Source organism: Mycobacteroides sp. H001, assembly GCF_001440005.1.
Lineage (GTDB): Bacteria > Actinomycetota > Actinomycetes > Mycobacteriales > Mycobacteriaceae > Mycobacterium > Mycobacterium gwanakae.
In genome coordinates this window covers 26,367-41,931 of the sequence record NZ_LJYH01000019.1, presented here as the reverse complement: position 1 = coordinate 41,931, position 15,565 = coordinate 26,367, and the positions used below count along the sequence as shown (strand labels likewise).

Annotated in this window: 16 protein-coding genes and 1 tRNA gene; 8 read left to right on the top strand and 9 right to left on the bottom strand. The window is 63.8% G+C overall.

Annotated features, from left to right (window positions below; all coding sequences use genetic code 11):
• Nucleotides 1–2: 2 nt before the first annotated feature.
• Nucleotides 3–1,985, top strand: a complete 1,983-nt coding sequence (locus AOT83_RS01460) for a glycosyltransferase (protein ID WP_057965824.1) — start codon at nt 3–5, stop codon at nt 1,983–1,985.
• A 6-nt stretch (nt 1,986–1,991) separates the two neighbouring features.
• A complete protein-coding gene (locus tag AOT83_RS01455; protein ID WP_109394641.1) occupies nt 1,992–3,026 on the top strand; it encodes a glycosyltransferase family 4 protein in 1,035 nt (344 codons plus the stop codon).
• On the opposite strand, the gene AOT83_RS01450 is transcribed toward AOT83_RS01455, so the two are convergent.
• Nucleotides 2,991–4,085, bottom strand: a complete 1,095-nt coding sequence (locus AOT83_RS01450) for a glycosyltransferase family 4 protein (RefSeq protein ID WP_057965798.1) — start codon at nt 4,083–4,085, stop codon at nt 2,991–2,993. The two genes, AOT83_RS01455 and AOT83_RS01450, sit on opposite strands and share 36 nt — an antisense overlap.
• A 42-nt stretch (nt 4,086–4,127) precedes the next feature.
• Between AOT83_RS01450 and AOT83_RS01445 the strand changes: the two genes are divergently transcribed.
• Nucleotides 4,128–5,162, top strand: a complete 1,035-nt coding sequence (locus AOT83_RS01445; RefSeq protein ID WP_157858384.1) for a glycoside hydrolase family 6 protein — start codon at nt 4,128–4,130, stop codon at nt 5,160–5,162.
• On the opposite strand, the gene AOT83_RS01440 is transcribed toward AOT83_RS01445, so the two are convergent.
• Complete coding sequence (locus AOT83_RS01440; RefSeq protein WP_324610506.1) at nt 5,159–6,244, bottom strand: class I SAM-dependent methyltransferase; 1,086 nt, start codon at nt 6,242–6,244, stop codon at nt 5,159–5,161. The two genes, AOT83_RS01445 and AOT83_RS01440, sit on opposite strands and share 4 nt — an antisense overlap.
• A gap of 33 nt (nt 6,245–6,277) precedes the next feature.
• On the opposite strand from AOT83_RS01440, the gene AOT83_RS01435 reads away from it, so the two are divergent.
• Nucleotides 6,278–6,835 carry a dTDP-4-dehydrorhamnose 3,5-epimerase family protein gene (locus AOT83_RS01435; RefSeq protein ID WP_057965801.1) on the top strand — a complete coding sequence of 186 codons (558 nt, stop codon included), beginning with the start codon at nt 6,278–6,280 and terminating at the stop codon, nt 6,833–6,835.
• Nucleotides 6,836–6,840: 5 nt separating this feature from the next.
• Here AOT83_RS01435 and AOT83_RS01430 read toward each other — a convergent pair whose 3' ends face one another.
• The 5 genes from AOT83_RS01430 to AOT83_RS01410 all read right to left on the bottom strand — a co-directional run bounded on the left by AOT83_RS01430 (nt 6,841) and on the right by AOT83_RS01410 (nt 11,110).
• On the bottom strand, nt 6,841–7,866 hold the full coding sequence (locus AOT83_RS01430; RefSeq protein ID WP_057965802.1) for an SDR family oxidoreductase: 1,026 nt from the start codon (nt 7,864–7,866) through the stop codon (nt 6,841–6,843).
• On the bottom strand, nt 7,863–8,516 hold the full coding sequence (locus AOT83_RS01425) for a PIG-L family deacetylase (RefSeq protein ID WP_057965803.1): 654 nt from the start codon (nt 8,514–8,516) through the stop codon (nt 7,863–7,865). The genes AOT83_RS01430 and AOT83_RS01425 overlap by 4 nt, the downstream gene beginning before the upstream one ends.
• Nucleotides 8,513–9,301: a glucose-1-phosphate cytidylyltransferase gene (locus AOT83_RS01420; RefSeq protein ID WP_030097751.1), complete on the bottom strand. Its 789-nt coding sequence runs from the start codon at nt 9,299–9,301 to the stop codon at nt 8,513–8,515. The genes AOT83_RS01425 and AOT83_RS01420 overlap by 4 nt, the downstream gene beginning before the upstream one ends.
• Nucleotides 9,298–10,560: a class I SAM-dependent methyltransferase gene (locus AOT83_RS01415; RefSeq protein WP_046253742.1), complete on the bottom strand. Its 1,263-nt coding sequence runs from the start codon at nt 10,558–10,560 to the stop codon at nt 9,298–9,300. The genes AOT83_RS01420 and AOT83_RS01415 overlap by 4 nt, the downstream gene beginning before the upstream one ends.
• A 73-nt stretch (nt 10,561–10,633) precedes the next feature.
• Nucleotides 10,634–11,110: a nuclear transport factor 2 family protein gene (locus AOT83_RS01410; protein WP_057965804.1), complete on the bottom strand. Its 477-nt coding sequence runs from the start codon at nt 11,108–11,110 to the stop codon at nt 10,634–10,636.
• A gap of 147 nt (nt 11,111–11,257) precedes the next feature.
• On the opposite strand from AOT83_RS01410, the gene AOT83_RS01405 reads away from it, so the two are divergent.
• Nucleotides 11,258–11,626, top strand: a complete 369-nt coding sequence (locus AOT83_RS01405) for a hypothetical protein (RefSeq protein ID WP_030097754.1) — start codon at nt 11,258–11,260, stop codon at nt 11,624–11,626.
• 6 nt (nt 11,627–11,632) lie between these two features.
• On the opposite strand, the gene AOT83_RS01400 is transcribed toward AOT83_RS01405, so the two are convergent.
• On the bottom strand, nt 11,633–12,172 hold the full coding sequence (locus AOT83_RS01400) for a hypothetical protein (protein WP_131726948.1): 540 nt from the start codon (nt 12,170–12,172) through the stop codon (nt 11,633–11,635).
• Nucleotides 12,173–12,606: 434 nt separating this feature from the next.
• Here AOT83_RS01400 and AOT83_RS01395 point away from each other — a divergent pair, with 434 nt between their 5' ends.
• Nucleotides 12,607–13,080, top strand: coding sequence for an SRPBCC family protein (locus tag AOT83_RS01395; protein WP_057979780.1), 474 nt, complete (start codon nt 12,607–12,609; stop codon nt 13,078–13,080).
• A gap of 380 nt (nt 13,081–13,460) precedes the next feature.
• Here the strand turns inward: AOT83_RS01395 and AOT83_RS01390 are convergent.
• Nucleotides 13,461–13,537 (bottom strand) — tRNA-Leu (locus AOT83_RS01390).
• Nucleotides 13,538–13,661: 124 nt separating this feature from the next.
• Here AOT83_RS01390 and AOT83_RS01385 point away from each other — a divergent pair.
• Together AOT83_RS01385 and AOT83_RS01380 are read left to right on the top strand one after the other, a co-directional pair.
• Complete coding sequence (locus AOT83_RS01385; protein WP_046255793.1) at nt 13,662–14,279, top strand: ANTAR domain-containing response regulator; 618 nt, start codon at nt 13,662–13,664, stop codon at nt 14,277–14,279.
• Nucleotides 14,280–14,376: 97 nt separating this feature from the next.
• Nucleotides 14,377–15,561 (top strand): branched-chain amino acid ABC transporter substrate-binding protein, encoded by a 1,185-nt coding sequence (locus AOT83_RS01380; protein ID WP_109394645.1) that lies wholly within the window; start codon nt 14,377–14,379, stop codon nt 15,559–15,561.
• Nucleotides 15,562–15,565 lie beyond the last annotated feature (4 nt).

Here is a 15,565-nt window from a genome sequence, read left to right as displayed (position 1 = left end):
ACATGACTAGGACGAGGCACCGCGAACTCGATCGGGCCTACCTGCCGCCGCCTCGGGTGAGCGAAGTGCATGGGGGTACCGCAGTGTGCATCGTGGCGTATGGCAGGCCAGATCTTCTCGCGGCCTGTCTGACGTCATGCCGCGAACATCTTGGCGATCTGCCGGTGTACGTATGGGACAACTCGGCGCCGGGCTACCCGGGCATGCAGGCCGTGCGAGCGAGCCATCCCGCCGTGCAGTGGCACGGTACGGGTGAAAATCTTGGATTCGCGGCGGCCGTCAATCGATTGGCAGATCTCGCGCCGGGAGCGCATCTGCTGTTGTTGAATCCCGATGCCACTGTGCGGGGGGCGCTCACGCTGACCCGCGCCCAGATCGCGAACGAAACCAGGGTGGCGGCGGCAGCGCCGCCGATAGAGGCTGCCACCCCGCACCCCGGTGAGCTCTCGTGGGATAACGCGCATCGCACTCCCAATCTGCTACGTGCGTTGGTGTCACGCGTGGGCTACGCACCGGCCTTGCGCGGCCGGGTTGTCTCCGAGCTCTACCGGAAACGCCCCACCGATGTGGACGGATATCTCACCGGGGCTTGCCTGTTGGTCAACCGGCAGGCCTGGAATGAGGTCGGCGGCTTCGACGAGGAGTTCTTCCTGTACGGCGAGGAGGCGGATTGGCAGCTGCGCGCCCGGTCCGCGGGCTGGCGCCTGGTTCTCGTCGATGAACCCGGTGTCATGCACAGCGCCAAGGGGACCGTCGCAGGAGATGAGCAGCGCAGCATCCGCTCCGATGATCTGCTGCGTGCGAACATCGCTTTGACTCTGGAGCATTCGAGGGGAGTGCGCACCGCCGACCTTTACCTGGCAGGTACTTCCGTGTTGGACCGAGTACAGCCGGGGGCCCGCCGGGCACGCGCGGCGCGGATCGGGGCTGGCTCGGGACGCCCACAGATAATCCTCACCACGAATCGGTTGGTGTACGGGGGAGCGGAACGACAGCATGTATTGCTGGCCACCGAACTGGACAGACGTGGATACTCCGTCACCATCGCATGCATGCAGCGATTCGGCCCGTTGGTGGCCGAGGTCCCGCCAACGGTGCGCGTGGTACGCCAACCCTGGTGGTGCCCCGCCTTTGAAACCGCCGATGGTCCCACGATCCTGGTGTCGGGGGATACCAACACCGAGACCGGGTGTGCAACGCTGTGGCGCGCATCCGGACGGCACCGCAGATGGCTGGTGGCGGCGCATATCCCGCCCGAACTGAATACGGGCACCTATTCGGCCCCGCTCGCGAGGGCGATGAGCCGGGCAGACGGGTTCATCGCGCTGTCGCAGAGGCACTGGGACGAGGTGTCGGCACACCAGCGGGTGGGTACCCGTTTCTTCACCGCTCCCAACGGGGTCGTCAGCCGTCGCGAACTTCCCGAGCAAGCACCCGGGCGCAGGGAACCGGACGGCCCGTTACGTTTTGTGATGCTGTCTCGCATAGTCGAACACAAGAACCCGCATCTGCTGGTGAAGGCGCTGAGCGGTTTGACCGAATACGACTGGCAACTCTCCATATTCGGAGACGGACCCGATCGTCAACGACTACAGGCTCTCACTCCTGAGGCGGTGCGCGATCGTGTGCACTGGCGGGGTTGGTCGCCGGGACCCGAGCATGCGCTGGCCGATTGCGACGTGCTCTGCGTGCCCAGCCGAAGCGAGGCCTTTCCCCTAGTCATTCTCGAAGCAATGGCGCGGGCCGTGCCGGTCATCGGTTCTGCGGTGTGCTCGGTCCCCGACATGCTCGACCACGGTAGCGGTGTGGTGGTCGACCCTATCGATGTGACGGCGTGGCGGGCAGCCCTCGAGGATGCCCTTACCGCGCCCGGCCACCTGACAGCTTTGGGGCGTAAGGGATTTGACCGTATGCGTGATCTGTACACCATTGAGACAATGGCGGACTCGTACGAGGAGGCCTTCACCGCGGTGTTCAAGGGTTGATGCCGGATGAGAATCCTGTGGCTGTCTCCGTGGATGCGTCCCTTGGCGCGTGTGCATGCCGAGGCGCTGCGAGCCCGGGGCGCCGCGGTGCTGTTGGTGACCTCCGATCAGCATCCGGAATCCGGTCCGGCACGGGACTACGAGCTGGTCCTGGAGCCGTCACTCAAGGAACCGGCCGGCTGGGTGTCATGGGCACGCACGGTGCCGCAAGTCCGGGCCTTTCAGCCAGACGTGGTGATCGATGAACTGGTCCGCGACCCGCGTTGGCAGGTGTTCGGCGCCGGCCTGCCGCGCGTGCGACTTATCCACGATGATCGGCCGCACGACGCCTCCGAAGAGGTGCCGCGGTGGAGAAGCGCCGCGTTCCGCCGGTGGGACAAGAACGCGGTTCACCGGGTGGCGTTCAGTGATTACGTCGCACGGCAGATAACCGGGCGTGAGCCATCGCCTGTCGGAGTGGTTCCGCTCACGAGTGATCTTGACCCGCAACGTGTTCCGCCCTTCGTTCCGGCGAGCGGGCGCCGGGATTTCGTACTGGTCGGGCGACTCAACGGCTACAAGAACGTCGGCCTCATCCTGGATGCGTGGCAGGCGCATGTCGATGGTCCGGCATGGCAAGGCGATAACCTGGTACTGATCGGTGACGGCGATATCCGCAGGGCGTTACCCGACTCGGTGCGGTGGATTCGCGGACCGTACAGCTACGAATCTGTGCTGCAACCTCTTTCAGAGGCCAAGGCATCAGTCGTGCACTACCGTCAAGCATCGCAGAGCGGTGTGCAGACATTGTCGATGCAACTCGGGGTGAACGTCATCGTCTCCACCGAGGGCGCATTGCCGGAATTCCAGCCGCCCGGGGAGGTGGCACTGCACCGCGACGACACATCCGGACTCACCGCCGCGTTCGACCGTCATGCCGAACCTGCCGTCGCCGCTCGACTCGGCTGGGAGGCTCAAGCGCACTACACGCAAAACTTCACCGCGGATCACGCCGCCGCCAAGTTGTTAGCGATCTGCGAGCGACTTCCACGTCCGCACTAGCTGCGCCTCCCAGCCCGCGATATCGAGACCGCGTACGGTCTCGCGTGCGGCGGCCGCCAGCCGGCGTCGCTCCGTCTGGTCGGTGCTCAGCCGGGTCAGGGCCGCCGCCAACGCGTCGACATCGCCGGGCGCCACCAGTACGCCGTTCTCTCCGTTGTGTACCACCTCGGCGATCGATCCGACCGGTGAGGTGATCACCGCGACGGCCGCGGCCATGGCCTCCAGAAGCGCCATGGGCAGCCCCTCGGCATAGCTGGGCAGCACGAAGATATCTGCACCACTGAGCAATTCGGCACCGGCGGCCGCGTCCAGCCAGCCGTGCACGACGATCACGTCCGCGACATCGGCTGCCGTGACCGCGGCACGCGCCTGCTCCACCTCGCCATCGCCGGCAAGGTGAATACGCAGTGAGGCGCGAACCTCGGGCGCCAGTTCGGATGCGGCCCGGATGATGTCGTAGGTGCCCTTGCGCTGTCCGAGCCTGCCCAGACTCACTGCCGTCACCGTGCTGCCGCGCGAGGACGCAGGCTCGTCGGGGATGCGCACCGGATTCTGCAGCACGGACACTCGTGTGGGATCGAGCTGCAGGCAGGACGCGTACTCGTCGGCGAGTTCGCGTCCCAGAATGATCCACCGATCCGCGGGTAGTGCCCACCGCACACCGCGTTGCACCGCGTTGTGCTGACTCCGGTACCAACCGCAGAAGTCGAAGCTATGCGCATGGATGAGTGCCGGCACTCCACGGATGCGCGCGGCCCACAGCGGCATTGCCTTGCGGGCCACGCTTCCGCCATGGCCCAGGTGGACGTGCAGGACGTCAACGCGCCCGGTGAGGACCAACCACGATGACGCCATCATGCCGCGCACACCGACCCACAACCAGCGCCACCGCGCGGCATCGACATAGGTGGGCACCACGCGCACGGTCACGGCAGGGTCAGTCAACGCCGCCATATGCGACATGACGGTTGCCATGCCTCCGCGGCTCTCAGGACTCGCGGGGGCGGGCCCGATGGCCAGGACGCGCACCGGCGCCGGCCCGGAGGCGGAGATGGACACGGGCCAAGTGTAGAGGTCAACAGCTCGGTATCGTTCCCCGCTGTGACCCGTACGCCGGCGGCCAGACACCACCGTTCATCGGTGATGTGCGCCGCCGCGCTCACGGTGCTGGCACTAGTAGCTGCGATGGTTCTGGCACGCGACTCCAGCAAGTTCCAGCACCCCCACGCCTCGGACACGACGGCTCGCCGGCTCGATACCGGCCCGTTGGTGCCGAACTCGCTCGATGTGCAGTGGTGGGTGCGCGATCACCCCGATGATCCGCGCGCCGAGGCAATCCGGGATCGGATCGCACGATACCCAATCGCGATGTGGGCCACCGGCAATGACGAGGACGACAGCCGCAACATCGGCGATATCGTCGAGCGTGCACGAGAGGCCGGCGGCACCGCGCAATTGACGCTGTACAACATTCCGGATCGCGATGACGGCTTCTCCGGGCCTCACCGCGCCGTCACGCCACAGATCTATCGAGCCTGGATCGACCGATTGTCCGCACTGGTGGGGGACACCCGGCTGGTGCTGATAGTGGAGCCGGACGCGCTGTGGTTCGCCGATCGACAGTCCCTGGAGGGCACTGATCTTGAGGATCGGATCCGTTCGTTGCGTTACGCGGTGCAGACCTTCTCGGCTCATAACGTCAATACCCGCGTCTACGTGGACGCGGGAACCTCATCCGGTTCGGTGACACCCGAGCGGATGGCGGCACTGCTGGCGAAGGTGGGCGTCTCCGACCGCGTCGGGTACGCCGTCAATGTGTCGTCCTTCGCGCCGACCGCCGAGATCACCGCCTATGCGCAACGCATCAGGGCGGCGTTGCAGCAGTGGTTCGGTGTCCGCGATCCACGCTATGTCGTCGACACATCGCAGAATGGCAACCCGGACTGGAACTTCGATTGGTGTAATCCTGCCGGCCGCATGCTCGGTGCATCGCCAGTGGTGCTGGGACAACCCGACGGTCTGGACATGAACCTCTGGATCCTCGCGCCGGGTAGCTCCAACGGCCCCTGCGGCATCGCCTCCGACGCACCCGGCGGACAGTTCAGCCCGGCGCTGGCGTCAGTATTGCTGCGCTAGCACAGTCCGGTCATCCAGCGGCCTTCCAGCTCCGGAAAGCGCAGGCGGACTTCCGCATACAAATCTGGCAGGGTGAGCAGCACCCGGTCGGGATCGGCACTCACCAGATCCTCGGGTGACACGATCGGGATATCCGTTCCGGGCATACGTCGTCCCTGCTTGGCAGGAGATGCATCGCCGACCGCCACCACCGACTTCGTGGTCAGTCCGGCACGGTGAAACAGCGCCACTGCCCGTGACGGTGCCCCGTACGCGTACACCCGCTCTCCGCATACACGTCTTTCATCAAGCCACTGCGTGAGGCGCCGCACCTGCTGGTCCACCTCATGCTGCAGCTCGACGAAGCGATGGGGATCGACAGCTCCGCGGGCTTCTTCCCGCGCAATGATCTGCTCTGCGGCAGGCGGCATGGGATGGTCGCCGTGGCGCGCCGCCACCAGCAGAGTGCCGCCGTATAAGTCGAACTCCCATACCGCCACCACGGACATGCCCGCGTCGGTAAGCATTCGGCGTAGCGCGGTGAGTGAGTAGTAGGCGAAATGTCCATGTCGTAGCGAATTCCACTGACCCAGTTCCAGGATCGTGGCTATCGAGTGGAATTGCAGAAGCAGCACACCCTCGGCAGCGGTCCGGCGGACGCGCGCATGGATAGCTTCGGCCTGGTCTCTGTCGTGCATCATCCCGAAGCTGTCCAGCACCAGGTCCGCGGGGCCGTCAGGGGCGAACTCAAAACCCCTGGAAAAGATGAGATCCAGCCAGCTGCCACCATGAGGACTGGTGAACTCGTAGACGGTGCGCCCGCTCAGGAGCCCGGCGGCGTCAACTCGGGCAACCGCGTCGGCTGCCTGATCGCGCAGGGCTTGTGGCTCCACGGCACGCGGCTCCTCGGTGTCCGTGTCGTCGACATCGAGCTGCGCGAGGCCACAGTCGGTGCACAACACCATCGCTAAGGGATGTAGGGCGTCGGACTCGGGTGCGCTGCAAGCGGCGGGGAAGTGATCAGCGGCGGGTACGGCGCCCAGGTCCAGCACCCGGCACAGTCCCCGGCCTCCGCAATACCGGCACGTGATCACCGTTGGCACCACAACGTTTCCTCAGTACGGCAGGATGGCGGAGTGCGCATCCACACCACCGAGATCGACGGCGTGCTCCTGATGGAACCCACGCCGCACCTGGACGACCGTGGGTTCTTCACCCGAACATTCGACGCCGCCACCTTCGACGAGTACCAGCTCGCAGAGGGTGCCGTGGTGCGGGCCGCCGATTTTCTGCAGGACTCCCAATCACGTTCGCGCCAAGGGGTATTGCGCGGTCTGCATGGACGCTCGGGTCGTGGCGAAAGCAAGCTGATCCGCTGTGCCCGCGGCGCCGTGTTCGATGTACTTGTCGACGCACGTCCCCAATCACCGACATTCGGACGTTGGCAGAGCTTCACTCTCGACGATTCCACGTTCGCGCACCTATTCGTCCCGGCCGGCATATTGCATGGCCATCAAGCGCTGACAGAGTGGGCCGACCTCTGCTATCGCATCGACCGGCCGCACGATCCCGCCGAGGACGTCTCGGTCGCCCATGACGATCCCCAGCTCGGCATCGACTGGCCGCTCCCGGTTACCGTCATCAGCGCCAAGGATGCCGCGGCGGGCAGTTGGGCCGCGTTGACCGGGCGCTGACCGGGTCACCGCGCGACCGGGCGCAGCGTGTCGTCTACGGCTCCGGACTCGCGCAGATTCTTCAAATGCGCCAGGCGGGTGAAGGATTGGCGAAACAGTGATTCGGTGAGATTGCCGGACACGCACTGCTCGTAGAGCTCCTTGGCGCCGGCCGCGATCGACCATTGCGCCCGGTATCCGGGCAATGCGGCACGGATCGCAGAGAAGTCGACGCGGTACGAACGAGGATCCGCACCCGTCTCTCCGGTGATGGCCAACGTGGAGTTGGGCACGGCGGCGACGGCCGCCTCCGCGATCTGTGCAACCGTCTGGTTGTTCTCCTCGGTGCCGACATTGAAGGCCGCACAGTGGATTACGTCCTGGGGGGCCGTGAGGCATTCCAGGAATGCCGAGCCGATATCGCGGGCGTGTACCAGGGGCCGCCATGGCGTTCCGTCCGAGAGCACCCGGACCTCGCCGGTGAGAACCGCGTTGCCGACGAGGTTGTTCAGCACGATATCGGCGCGGAGGCGGGGCGAGTACCCGAATGCTGTGGCGTTACGCAAGAACACCGGCGAGAAGGAGGAGTCGGCGATGGCGGCGACATCGTCCTCGACGCGGACCTTGCTCTCCGCGTACGGGGTCAAGGGTTTCAGCGGGGCGCTCTCGTTGACCAGGTCCTCACCGGCCGAGCCGTATACCGAACATGTCGATGCGTAGAGGTAGCGGCTGACCCCGGCGTCTTTGGCCAGCTGCGCCAGGCGCACGGAGGCGTGGTGGTTGATGTCATAGGTGAGGTCCGGTGCTAGCGCGCCGAGCGGATCGTTCGAGAGTGCCGCCAGGTGGATCACCGCATCAAAGCCTGCCAGCTGGTCCACCGTCACGTCGCGAAGATCCACCGCGAGCGACGGCGGTTCGATGAGTTCGGGACCCAGTACACAATCGGCGAAAAGCCCCGAATCCAAACCAACTACATCGTGACCGGCCTCGGCGACCATCTGCGACATCACGGTGCCGAGATAGCCCTGATGGCCGGTGATGAGAACCTTCACTGCGTTGCTCCTAGAGAGATCGTTGCCTTTTCCAGTACGAATGCTTCGGCGTACCGGTGGCGGCACTGCACGCCGCGCACGCGCGCCAGGGAGAGAAATGTCTCGTGGTCGAACCAGTCATGGGGGCGTTGCGACGGATAATGCACGTAGATCAGATCTGCCTTGCTGCGGGCGATCTCATCGCTGAGCGGCTGAAACACTGTGGGTGTCGGGGTATCGGTTTCCCATTTGATGATCTCGTAGCCGAGGATCAGATGGTCACGGAACTCGGTGGGCGCCAGCGTTGCCAGCAGCCGGTGGTCCTGGTGGGCGTCGCGGCGCTGCGGAGCGAAAACCAGCGAGGCGCCCGACTCACGGCGAAAGGCCGATAGCGCATCCTTGATCTGGTTCCAATGCGCGGGGGCTCGTCCGTCCGGAAAGTCGAGTACGTCGACGGTCACTTCGGCCCCAGGGCACAAGGCCGTCAGCGCCGCCCGCTCCTCGGATTCTCGTTCGGTGGCACCGCCCGTCAGCACGAGCGCCCGGACCCGCAACCCGGGGCGGCGAGTCGCCATGGTGAGCAGGGTGCCACCCATGCCGATCGCGATATCGTCGCAATGTGCTGCCAGCAAGGCGATTTCGTCGACGGTGCCGGTGTTGAGTTCGATCACGTGGTGGCGGGCTCCTGCTCCCAGACCATCCACGGGCGCACGCCCTTGCGGTAACCCTCGTCAAGCTCGGCGCGTTCCTTGAAGGTGTCGGCCGGCTTCCAGAATCCGTTGAACTTGTAGCCGAACATCCTGCCTTCTTTGGCCAGCGACCCGCAGGCATCCTCGACGAGGTCGCCGCCCGCGGGCAGATAGTCGAAGACATCCTGGGAGAGCACGAAATAGCCGCCGTTCTCCCACATGTCAAGCTTGGAGACGGCGGTGATGTCGGTGATCGATCCACCGTCATTCACGTCCACGGTGTGGAACGACGATTGCGGCGGAACCAGGAGCATGGACGCGGCGGCTCCGGAATCGTGGAACTTGGCCACCAGATCGTCCAGGGGAGCGTTGGTGAGAACGTCCGCGTAATTGGCCAGGAAGTAGCGATCGTCGCCTAGGTGATGACGTACTCGCCGCAGCCGCTCTCCGATGGGCGATTCGGCGCCGGTGTCGGCGAACGTGATGGTCCAATCGGCGATATCGGACTTCAACAGCCGCACCTGGCCCTCGGCCAAGACGAAATCGTTGGATTGCGCTTCGTTGTAGCCAAGGAAGAAGTCCTTGATGGCCTCAGCGCCGTAGCCTAGACACAGGATGAATTCCTTATGTCCATGGTACGCATAGTATTTCATCACGTGCCAGATGAGGGGGCGCGGTCCGACCATCTGGAGCGGCTTGGGGATCACATCGCCGGCGCCGTTGCGCATGCGCATGCCGAAGCCTCCGCAGAAAAGCACGACCTTCATACCGATGCTCCTTCGGGCTCAATATGGGGTTCGACGACGTGTAGCTGCGGCAGTGGGTAGACGAGCCTTCCACCCCATTCGCCGATATGCCGCAACTGCTGGGTGATCTCGGCTTCCAGGTTCCATGGGAGCACCAGCACCACGTCGGGTTTGTCTTCATCGATTCGCTCGGGGGAGTGCACAGGGATGCGGGTACCGGGACTGAACATGCCTTGCTTATAGGGGTTTCGGTCAACGGTGTAACCCAGAAGGTCGGTGCGGATGCCGCAGTAGTTCAGCAGCGTGTTGCCCTTACCGGGCGCGCCGTAGCCGACGACGGTCTTGCCCTCTGCCTTGCAGGTAAGCAGGAACTGCAAGAGCTCCAGGCGGATTCGTTCGGTTGTCGCACGGAATCGCTCATATCCGGCCAATTCGTGCAGACCTGCCCGCCGTTCCAGCTCCAAGACCTCGGCGACCGATGGCGCGATCTCGGGCCGGCATTCGCGAGGGCGCGCCCACACCCGTATCGAACCACCGTGTGTATCAAGCAGTTCGACGTCGACCACTTCCAGATCGCCTACAGCGAGCGCTCTTTGAGCTGCTAATACGGTGTAGTACTGGAAGTGTTCGTGGTAGATGGTGTCGAACTGGCCGAGCTCGATGAGGTTGAGCGCGTGATGTACCTCGATGCTCACCCAGCCATCATCGGCAACGAGCCCCCGCAGGGCTCGCGTGAATCCCCGCAAGTCAGGGATGTGCGCGTACACGTTGTTGGCCGCGACCAGGCGGGCCGGACCGTGCTCCGAACGGACGCGGGCCGCGGTGCCCTCGTCGAGGAAGGCCGTCAGGGTCGGAACGCCCTTGTCGCGCGCCGCCTGTCCGACGTTCACCGACGGCTCGATGCCCAGGCAGCGGATTCCCTGGGCAACGGCGTGCTGAAGGAGGTAGCCGTCGTTGCTGGCCACCTCGATCATGAAGTCGTCCGGGGCGTCAGGAGAAAGCCCAAGGCGCGCAATCGAGTTGGTGACGTACGCGCGGGCGTGATCGACCCAGCTGTCGGAGTACGACGAAAAGTATGCGTACTCGGTGAAGTTGTCCTCGGGGCTAATCAACGCAGGGATTTGCAGCAACATGCAGTCGCGGCAAAGCCGCAGGTGCAGAGGATAAGTGGGTTCCGGCAGATCCAGCTCATCGGCGTGCAGAAACTTCTGGCAGGGCGGGGTGGCACCCAGATCGACGACGCTGAGCAGCTCCGTCGAGTCGCAGAGGCGACAGCGCACCGGTTTCTCCTATGCCAGCTATGTGGAGTACGGATGTCTCCAAACTCGGCGATAGGTTACCCGGTTCTCGGCGCTACTGCGACCAGCGGTTCGCGATCAGGTTGAAGCCGATGTCCTTGGTGTTCTGCATGGCCTCGTAGAGGCGGTAGTACGAGATGTAGCTGATCCGCCACTTCCCATCGGCGTCGCGGCGGTAGCGGTCGGTGTAATACGAGGTCCCGGTGATGAGGACGCTGTGTGCCGGGACGATGACGACGTCGCTCATGGCCCAGCTGCCGGTAGCGGTGTCGCCGTCCACCGCGATCTCCGGATGGCTCATGGTGTGCACGCTGGTGATGTCCGCGGTCAACGATGACCGCATGTAGTCGACAACACCGGTGCGCGAGGTGAACTCGAGGGGCGCGCCATGCACCGCGGTGCCGTAGGTCGCCTCAACATCCTCGGTGAGTGTGTCGGCGAACTCGTCCCACAACTTGTTGTCGAGGGTGCGGGCGTAGCGGTACTTGAGTTCGGTGATCTCGTGGATATCGACGAGGGTCTCGGGGGTCATGCTGGCCAGTCTTAGCACGCGGCGAGATCTCGTGTGCGACATCGGCAGGGGTTAGACATGGTGTGCGGTTCCTACCAAGGTCATCTGCAAAAGCTGTGTGTGGGAGTACATTTGTCCTGTATTCGTCCACCCTTTGAAGAGGTGCCCATGAACTCATTCACCCGTTTTGTCGTGGCGCCCGCGGCCGGCGTCCTGGCAGCTGCGTTCGTCGGATTCGGAGCGGTGGCTTCCGCTGATCCGTCTCCGGCACCTCCGGTTCCGGGCGCACCCAACTCGCCGTCGCATGGATCGCTGGTCGATCAGCCGAGCAACGACGGGAACAGTGGCTGGGGCTACCTCCCCGGCGGCGCCGGCGCTCAGTGCGAGAACGCCTGGGTGGTGTGCGGTTCCGACAACAACCCGCCCGAGTCCAACATCGCCCCCGGGCATGACGACGACGGCGGCTGGGTCAGTGCACCCGGCGAGACCGGCTCCGACTGCGAGAACCCCGGAGTCACCTGTACCGACGTCGGCTAGGCGCGGTCAATACATCTGGCCGTAGGCCATCGACACCCAGCTGTGCTGACGGGCGGCTCCTTGCACCTTGATGGTGTGGGGAGCCGCCGGATTTGCCTTGACGGCAAGAAGCATCACGATGACCCCCGGCTTGCTGGGGTCATCGCCGCATATGCCGCCGCCGGGGACCGGGGTGTTGTCCAGCGCGATGTTCACGGCCGGGCCGCCGGTGCAGAGGGCAGCGATGTAGGCCGCTGGGCCCGACGCTGATGGTTGGGGCGCTACTGGGATGTCATAGCTGCCGGTGCCGTCCTTCGTGGCGGCAATGACCGGGTTTTGCAGGCTCCGGAAGGTATCGCGGATGCGCTTGGCCGGGTCATCAGCATCGGCCTTGGCAGTCGGCGAGAGGGAGGTGGACCGGGGGATGGTCGAGACGGCGAAGGTCTTCGTGGTGGCCGTCGACGACGCCGTGTCCGATATGCGGGTAATACCGGACGATGTTTGGCACGCCGCGACCGCGGAAGCGCACACCATAAGCGTCAGCACACCCACAGTTGCTCGGTTCATGCGGGGAATCAAAGCATGGCGGCCGCGATTCGCGGCGCCCTTGGTCGAGTTTGGACTCCATATGGCGGAGCTATGGCGTGGTCTTTCTGGCGCCCTCGGTGAGATTCGAACTCACACGGCACGGGGTTGAGAGTGGCTGAACTGCGCGTTTGTTGTTTCGGTCGTTATGACAGGTTATGGACATTGGCGATAGTTGGATCGCCCCCCAAGGGGTTTGGTTGTGGACACTCACCAGTGTCGGAACGTGGCAGGCCGAAGGCATACGCCGGAACGAATTAGGCCGCCTGTCGTTGCAAACCGGGATGAAGGGGCCAGCCGGAGCCGGATCTCTATTGATCCCAGCCTGAGGCAGCTCATGTGGGGCACATCCACATTCCGGTAGACTGATCGGTGTACTACCGCCGCGTGCCGCGCCACTCGAAAGGAATGCATCGATGAGCACAACCATTTCCGTCACCCGACGGGTGGAATCGTCCGCAAGCGACTTCTACGAACTATTCGCGGACACCGCAAAATTTCAGCAAGTCAAAGGCCTACGGGTCGAACTGCTGGAGCCCGGTAACGCTGATGGGGTTGGTGTGCTGCGCCGGGTTCGTATGGGCGCAGGGCTTGTTCTGGTCGAGCGCATTGTTGCGCTAAACCCACGTACCCATACATTCGGCTACCTCTTGAAGACTGGGAACCCTCGTGTCACGCACGAATACGGCCAAATCTCCTTCACGCCAGAGGGCGAGGGAACCGCGGCGACCTGGACATCGAGGGTGTCGATTTCAGTTGGCCCCTTCACGGGTATCGCTGAGGTATTGACCCGCGGGTTTGTGTCGGCTGCGTTCTGGCTGGCGCTGGGAAGGCTCGACCGATATCTACAGACGAGGCGCCCGACTGTGAAGTCGGAGAATCTACGTTAGATCCGTATTTCGCAAACACATGTCCGGAGCGCCAGGGGACTGGATATAGCGGCTGCCGAGATTGGGATGGCTGGACAGGCCAATCCGACCATCCCAATCTCTGGAAATGGACCCATGCGCCGGAACGGAACAGTCCAAGGGCATTAAACGTGCTTGCCCTTTTTCTCAAAAGTTGTTTCAAGAACAAGTCTCATACTGCCAATTACTTCGCACGGTTCCGAATGCATAGCGGATGGTCTGGGGTCATGAAACGTGCAACTTTCCCGTGCCGTAATGACGCGGCGGATACGCTAGCGATCCTCCACACTGGCACGGTGTATTGCGTTTCACGGAACGGCAGCCTTCGCTTCCGCTAGAGACATACCTTCTAACTGCCACTATGGTGCCCTCGGTGAGATTCGAACTCACACTGCACGGGTTTTGAATCCGTTTCCTCTGCCAGTTGGGATACGAGGGCCTGGTGTTACTGCCGTTTTGGTGCCCGACGGTCAGTAGCGCGACTCCCAACCTTAAGGGATGGGGAACATCACTTTCACCAGGGTATCGCCGAACACACGACCACATGCGTCACAATGGTCGCCATGACCGGCCCTCAGAACACCGAACCGGCGGCGCCCGCCCGCCGTGTGCTCGTCGCCGAAGACGAAGCCCTCATCCGCCTCGACCTGGTCGAGATGCTGCACGAGGAGGGCTATGACGTGGTAGGTCAGGCCGGGGACGGACAGGAAGCTGTCGACCTCGCCCAGGAACTCAAACCCGATCTGGTGATCATGGACGTGAAGATGCCACGTCGCGATGGCATCGATGCCGCCTCGGAGATCGCCGCCAAACGCATCGCCCCGATTGTGATTCTCACCGCATTCAGCCAGCGCGACCTGGTGGAGAAGGCCCGCGATGCCGGCGCCATGGCCTACCTGGTGAAGCCGTTCTCCAAGACCGATCTGGTACCCGCCATCGAGGTCGCCGTGAGCCGTTTCGGCGAGCTGACCGCGCTGGAGAAGGAAGTTCAGACGCTCGCCGACAGGCTGGAGACCCGCAAGCTGGTCGAGCGCGCCAAGGGTGTTCTGCAGTCGACCCAGGGCCTGACCGAGCCAGAGGCGTTCAAATGGATCCAGCGCGCCGCGATGGACCGCCGCACCACCATGAAGCGCGTTGCCGAAGTGGTGCTGGAAACACTCGATACCGACGCGCCGAGCTGAAACTCGGGTAAGCACTGCGCGTTGCCCCGCGGTTGGCTATGTTTTCTGATCAGCGATTTTGTTACGACCTGTCAGCCCCAGCCATCCGGAGGTAATCGTGCGTGCACGCGCGAGTGTGATCATGCTGGGCGCGGTGTCCCTCGCCCTGGTCGGTTGTCACGCCGGCACTCAGTCGGACGAGTCCAATCAGACCAACCTGAAGATCTCGCCGTTGGTGCAGATCGCTCAGGATGGGACCGAGGTGCCCGCGTCGAACGTGAAATCAGCGGCCGATCCTGCCGGTGACGGAAAAGCGCAGTGCGCCAACGTTTCCCTGGCGATGGCCGGTGCGCTCAACGGTCCCGATGCCGCCCTCGGGATCAATATCCTCGACGGGGCGAAACTCGCCGTCGACAAGCACAACGCCGCAAATCCCGGATGCCAGATCAAACTCCGCGAGTTCGATACCGAGGGCCTGCCGCAGAACGCGAGCAACATTGCCCCGCAAATCATCGGCGACCCCACCATCGTCGGACTGATCGGGCCGGGGTTCTCGGGGGAGACGAAGTCGACGGGCCAGATCTTCAGCGAGGCCGGTCTGGTCTCCACGACCGCCTCGGCCACGAACGTGACGCTCACCCAGCAGGGCTGGAAGACGTTCTTCCGTGGGCTTGCCAATGACGGCGTGCAGGGTCCCGCTGTCGCCAACTACCTCAAGAAAACGCTCGGGTACAAGAAGATCTGCGTCGTCGACGACAGCACCGACTACGGATCCGGGCTTGCCAACGCGGTTCGCGGGACGCTCGGGACCGACTGCAACGCCTCGGTGAAGAAGGGGGACAAGGACTTCTCCGCGGCGGTCACGCAGCTCAAGAACGCCGCACCCGATGCGGTGTTCTTCGGTGGCTACTACGCCGAGGCGGCTCCCTTGGTCCAGCAGCTGCGCAATGCCGGAGTGACCGCGACATTTGTGTCCGCGGACGGGGCAAAGGATATGGAGTTCGTCAAACAGGCCGGTGATTCCGCGAAGGACGCACTGCTGTCCTGCCCGTGCGGGCCAGCTTCGGACAGCTTCTCCAAGGAGTACACCGCAAAGTTCCAGCAGGAACCGGGCACCTACAGCACCGAGGGATACGACCTGGCCACCATCCTGGTCAAGGGCATCGATGCCGGAAAGACCACCCGAGCGGGGTTGCTTGATTGGGTCAGGAATTACCAGGGGCAGGGTGTGGCGCGTGAATACAAGTGGAACGAGAACGGAGAGCTAACCTCGACACTTATCTGGGTGTATAAGGTCACGTAGGACA

Bases quoted from the DNA above. Each gene is read 5' to 3' on its own strand.
- AOT83_RS01460 (WP_057965824.1), top strand. From the start codon at position 3: ATGACTAGGACGAGGCACCGCGAACTCGATCGGGCCTACCTGCCGCCG.
- AOT83_RS01455 (WP_109394641.1), top strand. From the start codon at position 1,992: ATGAGAATCCTGTGGCTGTCTCCGTGGATGCGTCCCTTGGCGCGTGTG.
- AOT83_RS01420 (WP_030097751.1), bottom strand. From the start codon at position 9,301: ATGAAGGTCGTGCTTTTCTGCGGAGGCTTCGGCATGCGCATGCGCAAC.
- AOT83_RS01410 (WP_057965804.1), bottom strand. From the start codon at position 11,110: ATGACCCCCGAGACCCTCGTCGATATCCACGAGATCACCGAACTCAAG.
- AOT83_RS01405 (WP_030097754.1), top strand. From the start codon at position 11,258: ATGAACTCATTCACCCGTTTTGTCGTGGCGCCCGCGGCCGGCGTCCTG.
- AOT83_RS01400 (WP_131726948.1), bottom strand. From the start codon at position 12,172: ATGAACCGAGCAACTGTGGGTGTGCTGACGCTTATGGTGTGCGCTTCC.
- AOT83_RS01395 (WP_057979780.1), top strand. From the start codon at position 12,607: ATGAGCACAACCATTTCCGTCACCCGACGGGTGGAATCGTCCGCAAGC.
- AOT83_RS01385 (WP_046255793.1), top strand. From the start codon at position 13,662: ATGACCGGCCCTCAGAACACCGAACCGGCGGCGCCCGCCCGCCGTGTG.